Origin of the sequence: Massiliimalia timonensis (assembly GCF_900186585.1) — a bacterium.
Taxonomy (GTDB): Bacteria; Bacillota; Clostridia; order Oscillospirales; family Ruminococcaceae; genus Massiliimalia; species Massiliimalia timonensis.
The window spans coordinates 77,177-92,141 of sequence record NZ_FYDD01000004.1 but is presented as its reverse complement, the minus strand read 5'-3'; the positions used below and the strand labels follow the sequence as shown (position 1 = coordinate 92,141).

The following is a 14,965-nucleotide window of genomic DNA, read 5'->3' as shown; positions in this document are numbered from 1 at the left end:
ATATGAGAAAGCAGAGAGTATTTTGTCTAATATTAGTGATGATCGTGCTGCTGGCCTTTTTAGCTGCTGTTTATTTGACTTTTCGTCCGGGAGTTACTATAATTATTACTGGTGAAAATAACGGTGCCTATCATACGTTACAAAACGATCAAAAAGTCGGGCATAAGAACAGTACTGCTTCTAAAGAGGACGGCAGTTCCCCAAAAGATGGAGGTCAGAAAGAAGAGCAACAGGAAGAATCGCTTTTATCCGGGGTGAGTTCAGAAATTTTAGAAGATACATTGCCGCCGGTTTCGGTTCCTGTTATCACGCCTGACAACTCCGCTTCAACAAACGACAGCAGCACTGTGGAAACAGATCCCGATGATAGCCAGATAAGCAAGCCGCAAGAAGATGAAAAGCCTCCTGCGGTCCAAGATTTTTCTGAAGCAGAAGAATATGCGGACCGGATCGCCAAAAACTATGAAATGACTGTTACTTTAAACACAGCGGATGACCCTGTTGATTCGGATACCGCTTTTCAAAACACGGAGTTGGCCGCCCTGACAGCACAGCGTTTAGAAAATTATTTGGGGCGGTTTGACCGGAAGATATTTTCCGGTTTATCCAGGCGCGGCTATCATATCAATATGGTATTGTCCCATCATGTTTCTAATCAAATCACGGCTGAAGTCCAAGGAAAATCCATATCTTACCGGATCGGTGCGGGGCAGGGAAGTTGGGAATACCTGTTTTTAGAAAAAACTGTCGGTATATTGGAAACAGTGATGTCTGTTCAAACAGATATGGCGACGCTGCATGAGGAGTTTGTGCAGTATAATCCCAAAGGATTCCGCTATGGAGTCCCCAATTATGATTATATCCAGACGATTCCGGAGCACACCTATTTTTATACGGTGGAGCAGCAGGCTTCGGTCAGCAAAGACCGGATCGAGCTATACGTATTGTATGTGATCGGCGGCATTCCTTCTGAATATCTTCAGCCTGAATGCCCTCTTTCCCATAAATTATCTGTTTTAAAATCACAAATTAAAACCTACATTGAATAAGAAAGGAAGATTGATGATGAGAGCAAGCGGGATTTTAATGCCTATCTCCAGTTTACCCTCCCGTTATGGCATTGGCACCTTTGGAAAAAGTGCTTATGAATTTGCGGATTCTCTGGAAAAGGCCGGCCAAAAATACTGGCAGATCCTTCCGCTGGGTTCCACCGGGTATGGAGATTCCCCGTACCAGTCTTTTTCCACCTTTGCCGGCAACCCCTATTTTATTGATTTAGAGCTTCTGTGTGATGAGGGGCTATTAAAAAAAGAGGAATGTGAAACGGCTGATTTTGGAGATGATCCGGTAAGGGTTGATTATGAAAAAATTTACCGGGCGCGTTTTTTGATGTTGAGGAAAGCATTTTCTCGTTTTGACAAAAATGGAAACGATTACATTTCTTTCAAAAAGGAGATGGACTGGTTAGAGGATTACGCCATGTACATGGCGGTGAAGCAGCATTTTCAGCAGGCTGCATGGCAGGAATGGGAAGAGGATATTAAGCTTCGGGAACCAAAGGCAATGGAGCGCTACCGGAAGCTATGTGCCGAGGAGATCGAGTTTTATTCCTTTATCCAGTATTTATTTACCAAGCAATGGAATGCTTTAAAGCTGTACGTCAATAATAAGGGTATCAAGATCATTGGAGATATTCCGATCTACGTGGCACTGGACAGCGCCGATACTTGGGCGAATACCAGCTTGTTTCAGATGGATGAGGACCATGTCCCGACCCGTGTAGCGGGATGTCCGCCGGATTCTTTTTCTGCGACCGGCCAGCTTTGGGGAAATCCTCTGTACGACTGGCCAAAGCACAAGGAAAACGGATATGCCTGGTGGGTCAAGCGCATCCAGTATTCCTTTACCCTTTATGATACAGTACGGATCGACCACTTCCGCGGGTTTGATGAATATTATGCGATCCCTTATGGCGACAAGACCGCTGAATTTGGCCGTTGGGAAAAAGGCCCGGGATATGACTTTTTCAAAACCGTAGAGAAAAAGCTGGGAAAACTGGACATTATTGCAGAGGACTTAGGCTTTTTGACGCCAAGTGTTTACAAGCTTTTAAAACAGTCCGGCTATCCAGGGATGAAGGTGCTGCAATTCGCATTTGATTCCCGGGAAGAGAGCGACTATTTGCCGCACAACTATGACAAAAACTGTGTTGTTTACACCGGCACCCACGACAACAATACCCTTGCAGGCTGGTACAGGGAAATTTGCCGGGCTGACAGAATGTGCGCCCGTAAATACCTGCAGCTAGGGCGGAAAAAATGCTATAACTGGGACTTTATCCGGGCTGCTTATATGAGCACCGCAAACCTTGCTGTGATCCCCATGCAGGATTTTCTGGAACTGGGAAGCGAGGCAAGGATGAATACGCCCTCTACTCTGGGCGGGAACAACTGGAAATGGCGGATGAAAGCGGGCGCATTTACTGACGAGCTGGCCCAAAAAATCAAAGACCTGTGCCAGACTTATGCGCGGTAACGAATATTCAGGAGGAAAACGATGAATCAAACAGCATCTGCGATCATGCAGAAAACGGAAGAACTTTTACAGGCGGAATCTTTTAAAACGCTGCAGCAGGCTACTCCCAAGGAACTGCATTATGCATTGTCCAAGGCGGTGATGGCACAAATCCACAGCCGCTGGACCAAAAGCGAGGAAAACCATGCCGCGGGGAAACGGGCCTATTATTTTTCCGCAGAATTTTTGATGGGCCGTGCAGTATTCAATAACCTGTACTGCCTTGGGGTCTTAGATGAGGTCCGCAAAGCACTGGAGGAAAAGGGCGTGGATCTTATTATGCTGGAGGAAATTGAGGATGATGCGCTGGGAAACGGCGGCTTGGGACGTTTGGCAGCCTGCTTTTTGGATTCTGCTGCGACCCAGAATATCCCGCTGGATGGGTACGGCATCCGGTACCAGTACGGGCTGTTCAAGCAGTACTTTGAAAACGGCTTCCAGAAAGAAATGCCGGACGACTGGCAGCGCTTCGGCGATCCATGGAGTATCCGCCGGGAAGAGGAAAGCGTGCTGATCCACTTTGCCCGCCAAACGGTAAAGGCGGTACCGTATGATATGCCGATCATCGGCTGCCGCACTGAAAACGTGGGGACCCTGCGCCTGTGGCAGAGCGAAGCGGTGCATGATTTTGATTTAGCGCTGTTTAACGAGCAGAAATATGACAAAGCGGTGAAGGAACGCAATGACGCGGAAAACATCTCCAAAGTCCTTTATCCGAATGACGATACCAATGCGGGGAAACGCCTGCGGTTAAAGCAACAGTATTTCTTCAGCAGCGCCTCCTTGCAGGACATCCTGCACAAATTTAAAAAGCAGTACGGCAATAATTTTTCTAAGTTGCCGGAGGTTGCCGCGATCCAGTTGAATGATACACATCCAACCGTTTCTATCCCGGAACTATTGCGCCTACTTGTCAACGGGGAGGGCGTAGCATTTCAGGAGGCGTTTGAGATCGCCTGCAAAACATTTGCTTACACCAACCATACCATCATGCCCGAAGCCTTGGAAAAATGGAACGTATCTCTATTCCGTTCTGTGATCCCTCAGGTGTACAAAATGGTAGTGTTATTAGACCGCCATTTGGTGGAGGATCTTACACAAAAAGGAGTATCTCAGGAAGAACTGGCACAGTACCGGATCATTGACGGGGATTTGATCCATATGGCGCGGATGGCGATCTACGCATCTTCTGCAACCAACGGAGTGGCGCAGATCCACACGGAGATCCTGAAAAATGACGCGTTAAAGGAATGGTATGCGCTTTACCCGGAGCGTTTCCAGAACAAAACGAACGGAATCACCCAGCGCAGATGGCTTGGTTTGTGCAATCCTCAGCTTTCTGCCATGATCACTGAGCTGATCGGCGACGGTTGGCTGACTGATCTGGAGGAGCTGAAAAAGCTGGAAGCATATCAGGATGACGAAAATATTTTGAAACGCCTGAATCAGATTAAGCTGGAGAATAAACGCACTCTTTGCGACTATGTGAAGCGGGAAGAGGACTTTGCCTTAGACCCGAATTTTATCTTTGATATTCAGGTAAAACGCCTGCACGAATATAAACGCCAGTTATTGAACGCCTTTTCCATCATGGATCTGTATTTTACCATGAAAGAGGGCGGACTCAAAGACTTTACTCCAACGGTATTCCTATTCGGGGCGAAATCTGCCCCCGGTTATTACCGTGCAAAAGGGATCATCAAATACATTAACTGCATTGCAGAGCTTGTCAACAATGACCCTGACGTAAAGGACCGCCTTGCAGTGAAATTCGTCAGCAACTACCGGGTATCCTACGCGGAAAAACTGATTCCAGCCGCCGATGTTTCGGAGCAGATCTCTACCGCGGGGACAGAAGCCTCCGGTACTGGGAATATGAAATTCATGCTCAATGGCGCGGTCACGCTGGGAACCTATGACGGCGCCAACGTAGAGATCGTGGAGCAGGCTGGGGAAGAGAATAACTATATCTTCGGCGCCCGGGTAGAGGAGATTGCCCAAATAGCGCCCAGCTATGACCCGAAAACAGTTTATGAGCAAGATCCGCGTATCAAACGAGTGGTTGACACCCTGGTCGACGGCACTTTTGATGATGAAGGGACCGGAATGTTCCGGGAACTGTACACATCGCTGTTGGAAGGGGCGAGCTGGCACAAGGCAGATAATTATTACCTGCTTTACGACTTGAAAGACTATCTGGACAAAAAATTACAGGTAAACCGTGATTATAAAGACAGCCTTGCCTTTGCGAAAAAGCGCCTGTTAAACATTGCAAACGCTGGGAAGTTCTCCAGCGACCGCACCGTGAAACAGTATGCGCGGGAGATTTGGGGACTGCTCTAAATTGAAGAAAAGGAAGAAGGAGGAACCTTTTGTGTTCCCCCTTCTTTTTTTCATGAAAGCCTGACAAACAAAGAACAAAAAATGATGAATTTAGCGCTGTAATCTGTTATAATAAAAAAGAAAATGATTTTAAAAAAGGAGGCGATACGATGAGTATGTATTTGTTGTTGGCCGGGACGGTGATCATTTTGTGTATTTTGCTGAGCCGGTTTGCAGAAAAATTACCGGTTCCGTCACTGCTGATTTTCATTGGTCTTGGAATGTGTTTTGGCGTAAACGGCTTTTTGGGGATTGCTTTTGACGATTACCGGATCTCTGAACATATCTGTTCGATCTGTTTGGTCTTTGTTATGTTTTACGGCGGATTCGGCACCAACCTGCAGGCGGCTAGGCCGGTAGCGGCGCAGTCGATCCTGCTGTCAACAGTCGGGGTAGTGATGACTGCCGCTTTTCTTGGCTGTTTTATTCATTTTTGCCTTCGGCTTCCCTGGATCGAAAGCATGCTGATCGGTTCTGTCGTCTCTTCAACCGACGCGGCTTCTGTGTTCAATATCCTGCGTTCACAGAAGTTTGACCTAAAGCATAATACGGCTTCCATGTTGGAGATGGAATCCGGTTCAAACGACCCGATCTCCTATATGCTGACCATTTTAATGGTGTCCCTGCTGCTGGGACAAGATATTTCCGTACCACTGGTCTTATTCAAACAAATTGCTTTCGGACTTTTTTTTGGTGTAGTCCTAGGGAAATTAGGGCTGTATTTGCTCAATCGATTTTCCTTTTATATGGAGCAGGGCAGGGCCATCTTTCTGTTTGGGATCGCTTTACTGGCTTTTGCGTTGCCGTCTGTATTAGGCGGAAACGGCTATTTAAGCGTTTATTTGAGCGGTATCATTTTGGGAAATGGATATATCCCACAGAAAAAGGAGCAGGTACACTTTTTTGACGCGGTGACAGGCATTGCGCAGATGATGATCTTCTTCCTGTTGGGCCTTTTGGTCACTCCAGTCGAGCTTTCGGAAGTGGTTTTGCCTGCGCTGCTGATCACGCTTTTTCTTACCTTGGTCGCACGTCCGGCGGCGGTTTCGGCGATCTTGCTGCCGTTCCGCGCTCCGCTTGCACAGATTGGACTGGTGTCCTGGTCCGGCCTGCGCGGGGTCGCATCTATCGTGTTTGCGATCTATGTGGTGCTGAACAAGGTACCGATGAAATACAATCTGTTTAACCTAGTGTTCTGTATCGTATTGTTCTCTATGGCGATTCAGGGGACGTTTCTGCCATGGGTATCTAAAAAGCTGAAGATGATTGACCGTCATGCAGAAGTTTCCCGGACCTTTAACGACTATCAGGAAGACAGCGACATCAGCTTTGTGAAGATCCATATTACAGAGCGCCACGCGCTGGCATACCGGAAATTAAAGGATTTTGCGCTTGCCCCTGATTTTTTGGTGGCGCTGATCATCCGCAAAGAAGGAAATATCATCCCGAACGGGAATACGCAGCTTTTGCCGGGCGACTTATTGGTGGTAACTGCCAAGACGTTTGAGGACCGGGCTAATTTATCTTTGTATGAGATGAACATCCCCAAAGGCCACAAATGGGAAAAACAGTCTTTGCAGGAGATCGAGATGTTAGAAAATTCGTTGATCGTTGCGATCCAGCGGAAAGGAAAGACGTTGATCCCCTATGGGCGGACAGTGATCCATCAAGAAGATACGCTGGTGATAGCTCATTTTGCAAAGGAAGAGGGATGATCCTCCCCCCGGCAATGTCCGGGGGCTTTTTGATGCGGTTTACTTGGGAATCGAAAACGGATAATGCGTTCAGAAACGCCTTTATGGGAAAATTTTGAAGCTGCTGTATGAATCCGGAACATTCTGGAAAAAATAGCAGTAAGGCCGGGAATCCTTTTCAGGCCAAATGAATTTTTACAAGGGAGAATGAACAATGAAAGCATATGTCAATGAAAACTGCATCGGCTGCGGCCTTTGTGTGGGAATTTGCCCGGAGGTATTTGAAATGACGGACGAGGATGTGGCGCAGGTGATCGCCGAGGTGTCGGAAGAAATGGAGAGCCAGGCGGTAGAAGCACAGGAAAGCTGTCCGGTCAGCGCGATCGAGGTCAGCGCAGACAGAGAATAGCAAAAGAAACGGCGGGAAAAGTTTCCCGCCGTTTCTTTTTGGAGGGGGAAGATAAAAATTAACGGATCGGATACAAGTTTTATCTGGAAGCGAAACCTTATATCTGGTATAATGTGGAAAAATAGAGATACCGGGAGGTGTTGTTGTGCAGTTGTTGACAGTTGGCCAGATGGCGCGGCTGAACCATGTATCCGAGCAGACATTGCGGCTTTATGATAAAGAGGGCCTGCTGCGCCCGAATGTGCGGGGAGAAAACGGATACCGATATTACGATATTAAGCAGAGCGCCTTGCTTGATATTATCCAGTATATGAAGTCTTTGGGAATCAGCTTGAAAGAAATCAAACGGCAGCTCAAGGAACAGGATATTGACGGGATCGAGCGGGCGCTGCGGGAAAAACAACGTCAGACAGACGAGGAGATCCGGACGCTGAAATGCCGGCAGAAGGCGCTTTCCAGAACGATCGAAAGCTTTTCTCGTTACCGGTATGCCCCGCCTGACGGACGGGTGCAGATGGAATATATTCCGCAGCGGCAGGCGTATCTGGCGGATACGCAGATCAATTTTTACGAGCATGGACTGGAGATCTATGAGACTGTACTACGCAAATTACAGGACGGATTGGTAAAAAATAAGCTGCCCCAAATTTATTTTTGCAATGCCGGGACAGTTTTGCGGCAGGAACTGTTTCAAAAGCAGGAATTTTATTCTACCGAGGCGTTCGTGTTTGTGGACCGGGAGTTTGTTTCGGACGAATTGATCACGACCTTCCCAGCGGGCAATTATGCCTGCATTTACTGTGATGATTTTTATAAGGAAAAAGAATATGCCAAAAAGCTCTTGGCATATATTCGGGCACAAAACTGTGAGGTGTGCGGGGATTACCTATGCGAAGCGATCGCAGATATACCGCTTTCTTTCAGCGGGGAAAGGAAAATGTTTTTACGACTTCAGGTGCCGGTGGCATATTGCACAAAAAGAACGTTAAAAAACTGACAAAAATCCAATTGACCTTATAACAGGTATAACCTCTATACTAAAATTACACAGATTGGGCATGCTAACTGTGAATTTATAAAAGTAAAGAGAGGTTAAGAACATGAATTGTGAAAAAATTCGCGTAGTGCAGTATGGCTGCGGAAAAATGGCAAAATACACTTTGCGTTATCTGTATGAAAAGGGTGCGGAGATTGTTGGCGCGATCGATGTCAACCCGGAAGTAGTCGGAATGGATGTTGGCGATTTTGCACAACTGGGTGTGAAGCTGAATGTCCCGATCCGCAGCGATGCAGACGCCGTATTAGATGAATGCGACGCGGACATTGCGATCGTGACCTTGTTCAGTTTTATGACGGATGTGGAAGAACACTTTATCCGCTGCCTCTCTCGCGGGATCAATGTCGTTACCACCTGTGAAGAGGCGATCTACCCGTGGACTACAGCCGCTGGGATCACAAACCGTTTGGATAAACTGGCAAAGGAAAATAACTGCACCATCACCGGAACGGGGATGCAGGACATTTTCTGGGCAAACTGGATCGGCACTGTCGCAGGCGCGGTACACCGGATCGACCGGATCGAAGGCGCTGTCAGCTACAACGTAGAGGACTACGGTCTGGCTCTGGCTAAGGCCCACGGCGTTGGTCTGACCCCGGAAGAATTTGAAGAAAAAATTGCGCATCCGACGACCCTAGAACCGGCTTATGTTTGGAACTCGAATGAAGCGCTGTGCAATAAACTAGGATTGACAATCAAATCCATGACCCAGAAATGCGTCCCGTATTTCTATGATACGGATCTGTGGTGCGAAACGATCGGCGAAACCATCCCCAAGGGCAACTGCATTGGAATGAGCGCGGTAGTGACTACTGAAACATTCCAGGGCCCGGTCATTGAAACCCAGTGCATTGGAAAAGTTTACGGGCCGGATGACGGCGATATGTGTGATTGGACCATCAAAGGGGAACCGGACACCGTATTCAGTGTGAAAAAACCGGATACGCCGGCACACACCTGCGCTTCCGTTGTCAACCGGATCCCAACGATCCTCAATGCGCCGGCTGGCTATATCACTGCTGAAAAGCTGGATGATTTGGAATATTTGACCTGGCCGATGCATTTGTATGTGGACTAATAGGATGAACTTTTACCCTGCGGGAAAACCCGCAGGGTATTTTTTATAGAGAGAAAAAGGAAACTGATTACCATTTTGTTAAATGAACCAAAATGCAAGGGATCTTGGTTGACAAATAATTTAATTATCCCTATAATAGTTAGGAAGCGAACAAAGTTTGAGGTGAAATGATGGAAAAGGAGAAGGAAAATGTATGGGACATGCACATGGGAAAGCTTGTCCATATGCTGTCTAACCAGCTAAAGCGGCGGGACAGCATGGAGGCCGGCCCCAGCGACTTGACCCATATGCAAAGGCTTGTGCTGCGGTTTATCCTGCTGCGTTCCCTGCATCTGGACCTGTACCAAAAGGACATTGAAGAGGAGTTCCACATTAGAAAGTCTACGGCGACGGGGATCCTGCAATTACTTGAAAAGAAAGGTTTCATTTCCCGGGAAAGCGTGGAACAGGATGGACGCTTAAAGCGGCTGGTCCCTACCAAAAAGGCGGAGGGATACCGGGAAAAGATTTTGGAAAACATCCGTGAAAATGAAGCGAGGATGGAACAGGGGATCCCAAGGGAAGACTATGAAGCCTGCAAACTGGTGCTTTGGAAGGTTTTTGAAAACCTGATGGAAGAAGAGAAGAAAGAAGAAAGGAGAAGACGCGATGAATCGAAAACTATTTCAATCAATCCGTGAATTCAAAAAAGAATCTATTTTAGCGCCGATTTTTGTTATTCTGGAAGTGCTGATGGAAGTACTTATTCCGTTGCAGATGGCAAAAATCATTGACGTCGGTATCCAAAACGGGGATTTGGCTTATATTGTCAAAATGGGCCTGATCCTGGTCATTATGGCAATGCTTGCCCTATATTTCGGGGTGAAAGCCGGGAAAATGGCAGCCCAGGCTGGCGCCGGATATGCCAAAAACCTGCGGCACGATATTTTTTACAAGGTGCAGCAGTTTTCGTTTAAAAATATCGACCGCTTTTCCACCTCCAGCTTGGTAACAAGGCTGACTACCGACATTACCAACGTACAAATGGCATACATGATGAGCATCCGCCTTTTGGCACGTGCGCCGATCATGATCGTTTTGTCGCTGGTTATGACTATGACCATCAGCATGCCGATCGCTTTGATTTTGCTGGTGACAATTCCTGTGTTGGGAGGGGTGCTGATTTTAATTGCGAAAAAGGCGCATCCTCACTTTATTCAGGTGTTTGACGAATATGACATACTGAACAACACTGTACAGGAAAACGTCAATGCGGCCAGAGTCGTAAAAGCATATGTGCGGGAAGACCATGAGATAAAAAAGTTTCATGGGATTTCCAAAATCGTATACGAGCTGTTTACCAAAGCGGAGAAGATCGTCGCATGGAACTCGCCGGTTATGCAGTTTACCATGTACGGGGTCGTTCTACTGATGGTGATGATCGGCGGGAGGAGCATTGTGCTTCAGACCATGGAAACTGGGGAATTGACCAGCGTGATCATCTACGCGATCCAGATCCTCAGCTCTTTGATGATGGTTTCCTTTGTGTTTGTCATGATTATGATCGCGGAAGCTTCCAGCGACCGTATCAAAGAGGTTTTGGAAGAAGAACCGGAGATGCAGGATGTACCGGACGCAATCCACGAGGTTCCCAACGGGGATATTGATTTTGATCACGTGAGCTTTAGCTATGCCGGCGAGGGCGGAAACCTTGCGCTGAAGGATGTTGACCTGCACATCAGATCCGGTCAGACGATTGGGATTATCGGCGGGACGGGGAGCGCGAAATCCACGTTGGTACAGCTGATCCCAAGGCTTTACGACGTCACTTCCGGCTGTGTCAGGGTCGGCGGGATCGATGTGCGCAAATATGGCTTGGAAGCCCTGCGCGACCAGGTGTCTATGGTTTTACAGAAAAATGTTCTGTTTTCCGGAACGATCTACGAAAACATCCGCTGGGGGGATAGGGATGCCAGCGACGAGGAAGTACGGCGTGTCTGTCGTTTGGCACAGGCCGATGGGTTTGTGCAGGATTTCCCGCATGGCTATGACACCATGATCGTTCAGGGCGGGAACAACGTTTCCGGCGGGCAGAAACAGCGGCTTTGTATTGCCCGGGCGCTGCTGAAAAAGCCAAAGGTATTGATATTAGACGATTCCACCAGTGCGGTGGATACCAAAACCGACGCGCTGATCCGTAAGGCGTTCCGGGAAGAGATTCCGGATACGACCAAAATCATCATTGCACAGAGGGTCTCCTCGATCGAGGATGCGGACCAGATCATCGTATTGGATGACGGCAGGATCAATGGGATCGGCACATCGGAAGAATTGTTAAAGACGAATACCATTTACCGGGAAGTATATGAATCACAGGTGAAGGGAGGGGAAAACAATGAGTAGAGCACAAAAGCCAAAGCTGGATAAAAATGCTTTGAAAACAGGGAAACGACTGTTAAAGTATGTAACGCAGGATTACAAGGTTTCGTTTATTATTGTCGTAGTCTGCATTCTGGTGAGTTCTGTCGCCTCCATTTCTGTTTCCCTGTCCTTGAAATTTTTACTGGACGATTTTATAATCCCACTGATTGGCCAGCAGAAGCCTAACTTTGCTGAACTGTACGGCGCGCTGGCAGTTCTTGGCGGCATCTTCCTTGCGGGCGTTATCGCGGCCTTTATCTATACCAGAATGATGGTAAGGATCGGCCAAGGCGTTTTGAAAAAGGTGCGGGATGAGATGTTTGAACATATGCAAACGCTCCCGATCCGCTATTTTGACCAGCACACCAACGGTTCGGTGATGAGTCTGTACACCAACGATACGGACACCCTGCGCCAGATGATCAACCAGTCGATCCCGCAGGTTCTGATGAGTCTGTTTACCATCATCGTTACCTTTATCACCATGCTGGCGCTTAGCCCGCTGCTGACTTTGCTGGCGGTCCTCATGATCTTTCTATTGATTTTCGTGACAAAAAAAATCGGCGGGAACAGCGGAAAGTATTTCGTGAAGCAACAGATGGATCTGGCAAACGTGACCGGCTTTATTGAAGAGCGGATGAACGGCCAGCGTGTGGTGAAGATCTTTAACCATGAGCGGGTCTCTGAAGAGGAATTTGACGCCTTAAACGACCAGCTTTATGACAGCGCGGCAAACGCCAATACCTATGCCAATATGATGGGCCCGGTCATTGGGAATTTGGGAAACCTGCAGTTTGTTTTGACCGCTGTTTTGGGCGGATTCCTGTCCGTCTTTGGTATAGGGGGGATCACGCTGGGGGTCATGGCCTCTTATTTGCAGTTTACAAAAAGCTTTACCCAGCCGTTTATGCAGGTGGCGCAGCAGTTTAACTCGATTATTATGGCGCTGGCCGGGGCAGGCCGGATTTTTGAGATGATCGACGAGGAGCCGGAAGTAGACGAGGGGTATGTCACTCTGGTCAATGCGAAAAAACGGCCGGATGGCACCATTGAGGAATGCCCTGAACGGACCGGTCTATGGGCGTGGAAGCATCCGCACCAGGAGGATGGAAGCGTCACCTATACTGAACTCAAAGGCGATGTCCGGTTCTTTGACATGACCTTTGGGTACAATGAGGAGCAGATGGTCCTGCACGACATTACTTTATATGCAAAGCCGGGGCAGAAGCTGGCGTTTGTTGGTTCCACCGGCGCTGGAAAGACCACGATCACCAACCTGATCAACCGTTTTTATGACGTGCAGGACGGAAAGATCCGGTATGACGGGATCAATATCAATAAGATCAAAAAAGCGGATTTAAGACGTTCTTTGGGAATTGTTCTGCAGGATACCCACCTGTTTACCGGGACCATTATGGACAATATCCGTTATGGCAAGATCGACGCCACTGAAGAGGAAATTTACCGTGCGGCAAGGCTGGCGCATGCGGATCAGTTTATCCGGATGCTGCCGAACGGTTACCAGACCATGATCAGCGGGGACGGGGAAGAATTGTCCCAAGGACAGCGGCAGCTGTTGTCGATCGCCCGCGCCGCGGTGGCTGACCCGCCTGTCTTGATTTTGGATGAAGCAACATCCAGCATTGATACCCGTACCGAAAGTATCGTGCAGCGGGGGATGGATAACCTGATGAAGGGGCGCACAGTATTTGTGATCGCGCACCGTTTGTCCACCATCCGTAACAGCGACGCCATTATGGTACTGGAGCACGGCAGGATCATTGAGCGTGGAAGCCACGAGGACTTGATCGCACAAAAGGGCACCTACTACCAGCTTTATACTGGAAAACTGGAGCTTTCATAACCGAAAAGGACTGCTTCCAAAAGGAGGCAGTCCTTTTTTCTCAGAACGAATCACTAATACTTTAGAACGATGAAGGATCATTTGCAGTAAAATGCAGTAGGGCCGTAAAAGGTGCACGCCGTAATTTTTCCGGAAAATTCTATGGAAAGCCGGGCGGTTTGTGCACCGGGCGGAATGGGGAACCGGGCAAGCCGCCATTGCCATTCCGGAGTGAGCCAGTTTGCGATCGGCTGTTTTAAGGTGTGCAGGAGCACGCCGGTCTCGTCATAAAAACGGGCGGTTAAAATTACGTTTTGCGCTTCGACTGCCCGGATATGGTATCCCCATTTTATGGCTCGCTGACCCTGTACAGGAATCGCCTGGCTATACGCCTCGAAGGTGTCTTCCTTGTCGGTATCCTCCCGGGTCAGACTGCAGGTGCGGAATCCGTTGATCCAGCAATGGTCAAAATTGATTCCGGATGATGTGAAATATTTTGGCGCGTTATTCCTGTCTGGGATGCGCCGGGGATTGAGGATCAAGTTTTTCATAATAGGGCTCCTTTAGCTGCATGACAGTCTATTCTATGCGGTCTAGGCTCTCTTTGGTGACTGGATACCGGAGAGCTGTTCTTTTTTTCGTGTTTGTGATACAATAAGCATCATAACAAAGGAGAACGGAGGAAATATGGATGGAACTGTTAAAGCAACGGATTTTAAAGGATGGAAAAGTGAAAGAGGGGAATATTTTAAAGGTGGACAGCTTCCTGAACCACCAGATGGATATTCGGCTGCTGGAAGCAGTTGGAGAGGAATTTGCGCGCCGGTTTTCGGATCAAAAAATCACGAAAATCCTGACAATCGAGGCTTCCGGAATTGGGATTGCGGCGATTGCGGCGCAGTATTTTGACTATGTTCCGGTCATATTTGCCAAAAAGACACGCTCTAAAAATTTGGATGGCGTTCTGCTTACTTCAGAAGTGCGTTCATTTACAAAAGGGATCACCTATCAGATCCAGGTGGAAAAGCAGTTTCTCGTCCCAGAAGACAATGTGCTGATCATTGACGATTTTTTAGCAAAGGGACAGGCTCTGCTGGGGCTATCGGATCTTGTGGAGCAGGCGGGGGCGGCGCTTGCCGGGTGCGGAATCGTGATAGAAAAAGGATTCCAGGAAGGTGGAAAAATGATTCGGGAAAAGGGAATCCGTCTGGAATCACTGGCTGTCATTTCATCAATTTCAGACCAAACTATAACCTTTCGGGAATAAAAGAAAAACCGGTATTTTTACCGGTTTTTCTTTTATTTAGGGAACTTGTCAAGAAAGTTCACCGATAATGTATAAAATTGTAGAAAGGATTTTTTACCTTTTGATAAAATTGAGGAAAAACAAGTCGAAAGGAATTGCTTTTTGCAGGGTTATATTATATAATTAAGCTGATTTAAATATACCTATTTTTAGGAGCCTTTTTGGGGAAAATACTCGCCGTTTTAATCGTATTTTCGTGTAGATCCAGAGGTCCCAAAAGGG

12 protein-coding genes are annotated in these 14,965 nt (G+C 47.7%); 11 read left to right on the top strand and 1 reads right to left on the bottom strand.

The window, feature by feature from the left end; genetic code table 11:
• Window positions 1–2 precede the first annotated feature (2 nt).
• From CIB36_RS08140 to CIB36_RS08095, 10 genes are all read left to right on the top strand, one after another.
• Entirely contained in the window at window positions 3–1,049 is a 1,047-nt protein-coding gene (locus tag CIB36_RS08140; protein ID WP_158662634.1) for a movement TGBp3 family protein, read from the top strand.
• A 13-nt stretch (window positions 1,050–1,062) separates the two neighbouring features.
• The gene (malQ, locus tag CIB36_RS08135; protein ID WP_407657466.1) at window positions 1,063–2,535 is read left to right on the top strand and encodes a 4-alpha-glucanotransferase; all 1,473 of its coding nucleotides are present in this window, start codon (window positions 1,063–1,065) and stop codon (window positions 2,533–2,535) included.
• A 21-nt stretch (window positions 2,536–2,556) separates the two neighbouring features.
• Window positions 2,557–4,917 carry a glycogen/starch/alpha-glucan phosphorylase gene (locus tag CIB36_RS08130; protein WP_093989085.1) on the top strand — a complete coding sequence of 787 codons (2,361 nt, stop codon included), beginning with the start codon at window positions 2,557–2,559 and terminating at the stop codon, window positions 4,915–4,917.
• 149 nt (window positions 4,918–5,066) lie between these two features.
• The gene (locus tag CIB36_RS08125; RefSeq protein WP_093989084.1) at window positions 5,067–6,671 is read left to right on the top strand and encodes a potassium/proton antiporter; all 1,605 of its coding nucleotides are present in this window, start codon (window positions 5,067–5,069) and stop codon (window positions 6,669–6,671) included.
• Window positions 6,672–6,864: 193 nt separating this feature from the next.
• Window positions 6,865–7,059: a ferredoxin gene (locus tag CIB36_RS08120; protein WP_093989083.1), complete on the top strand. Its 195-nt coding sequence runs from the start codon at window positions 6,865–6,867 to the stop codon at window positions 7,057–7,059.
• A gap of 145 nt (window positions 7,060–7,204) precedes the next feature.
• Window positions 7,205–8,056 carry a MerR family transcriptional regulator gene (locus CIB36_RS08115; RefSeq protein ID WP_093989082.1) on the top strand — a complete coding sequence of 284 codons (852 nt, stop codon included), beginning with the start codon at window positions 7,205–7,207 and terminating at the stop codon, window positions 8,054–8,056.
• A 103-nt stretch (window positions 8,057–8,159) separates the two neighbouring features.
• Entirely contained in the window at window positions 8,160–9,194 is a 1,035-nt protein-coding gene (locus CIB36_RS08110) for an NAD(P)H-dependent amine dehydrogenase family protein (protein WP_093989081.1), read from the top strand.
• A 170-nt stretch (window positions 9,195–9,364) separates the two neighbouring features.
• Window positions 9,365–9,874, top strand: a complete 510-nt coding sequence (locus CIB36_RS08105) for a MarR family winged helix-turn-helix transcriptional regulator (RefSeq protein WP_093989080.1) — start codon at window positions 9,365–9,367, stop codon at window positions 9,872–9,874.
• Entirely contained in the window at window positions 9,843–11,576 is a 1,734-nt protein-coding gene (locus CIB36_RS08100; RefSeq protein ID WP_093989079.1) for an ABC transporter ATP-binding protein, read from the top strand. The genes CIB36_RS08105 and CIB36_RS08100 overlap by 32 nt, the downstream gene beginning before the upstream one ends.
• The gene (locus tag CIB36_RS08095) at window positions 11,569–13,458 is read left to right on the top strand and encodes an ABC transporter ATP-binding protein (RefSeq protein WP_093989078.1); all 1,890 of its coding nucleotides are present in this window, start codon (window positions 11,569–11,571) and stop codon (window positions 13,456–13,458) included. The genes CIB36_RS08100 and CIB36_RS08095 overlap by 8 nt, the downstream gene beginning before the upstream one ends.
• 77 nt (window positions 13,459–13,535) lie before the next feature.
• Here the strand turns inward: CIB36_RS08095 and CIB36_RS08090 are convergent, their stop codons facing one another.
• Window positions 13,536–13,988: a hypothetical protein gene (locus CIB36_RS08090; protein ID WP_093989077.1), complete on the bottom strand. Its 453-nt coding sequence runs from the start codon at window positions 13,986–13,988 to the stop codon at window positions 13,536–13,538.
• A 140-nt stretch (window positions 13,989–14,128) separates the two neighbouring features.
• Between CIB36_RS08090 and CIB36_RS08085 the strand changes: the two genes are divergently transcribed.
• A complete protein-coding gene (locus CIB36_RS08085; RefSeq protein ID WP_093989076.1) occupies window positions 14,129–14,704 on the top strand; it encodes a xanthine phosphoribosyltransferase in 576 nt (191 codons plus the stop codon).
• Window positions 14,705–14,965 lie beyond the last annotated feature (261 nt).

What these genes read in the sequence shown, in the direction of transcription:
- malQ (WP_407657466.1), top strand. Translation starts at nt 1,063, where the DNA reads ATGATGAGAGCAAGCGGGATTTTAATGCCTATCTCCAGTTTACCCTCC.
- CIB36_RS08140 (WP_158662634.1), top strand. Translation starts at nt 3, where the DNA reads ATGAGAAAGCAGAGAGTATTTTGTCTAATATTAGTGATGATCGTGCTG.
- CIB36_RS08085 (WP_093989076.1), top strand. Translation starts at nt 14,129, where the DNA reads ATGGAACTGTTAAAGCAACGGATTTTAAAGGATGGAAAAGTGAAAGAG.
- CIB36_RS08105 (WP_093989080.1), top strand. Translation starts at nt 9,365, where the DNA reads ATGGAAAAGGAGAAGGAAAATGTATGGGACATGCACATGGGAAAGCTT.
- CIB36_RS08095 (WP_093989078.1), top strand. Translation starts at nt 11,569, where the DNA reads ATGAGTAGAGCACAAAAGCCAAAGCTGGATAAAAATGCTTTGAAAACA.
- CIB36_RS08120 (WP_093989083.1), top strand. Translation starts at nt 6,865, where the DNA reads ATGAAAGCATATGTCAATGAAAACTGCATCGGCTGCGGCCTTTGTGTG.
- CIB36_RS08100 (WP_093989079.1), top strand. Translation starts at nt 9,843, where the DNA reads ATGAATCGAAAACTATTTCAATCAATCCGTGAATTCAAAAAAGAATCT.
- CIB36_RS08130 (WP_093989085.1), top strand. Translation starts at nt 2,557, where the DNA reads ATGAATCAAACAGCATCTGCGATCATGCAGAAAACGGAAGAACTTTTA.
- CIB36_RS08110 (WP_093989081.1), top strand. Translation starts at nt 8,160, where the DNA reads ATGAATTGTGAAAAAATTCGCGTAGTGCAGTATGGCTGCGGAAAAATG.
- CIB36_RS08125 (WP_093989084.1), top strand. Translation starts at nt 5,067, where the DNA reads ATGAGTATGTATTTGTTGTTGGCCGGGACGGTGATCATTTTGTGTATT.
- CIB36_RS08090 (WP_093989077.1), bottom strand. Translation starts at nt 13,988, where the DNA reads ATGAAAAACTTGATCCTCAATCCCCGGCGCATCCCAGACAGGAATAAC.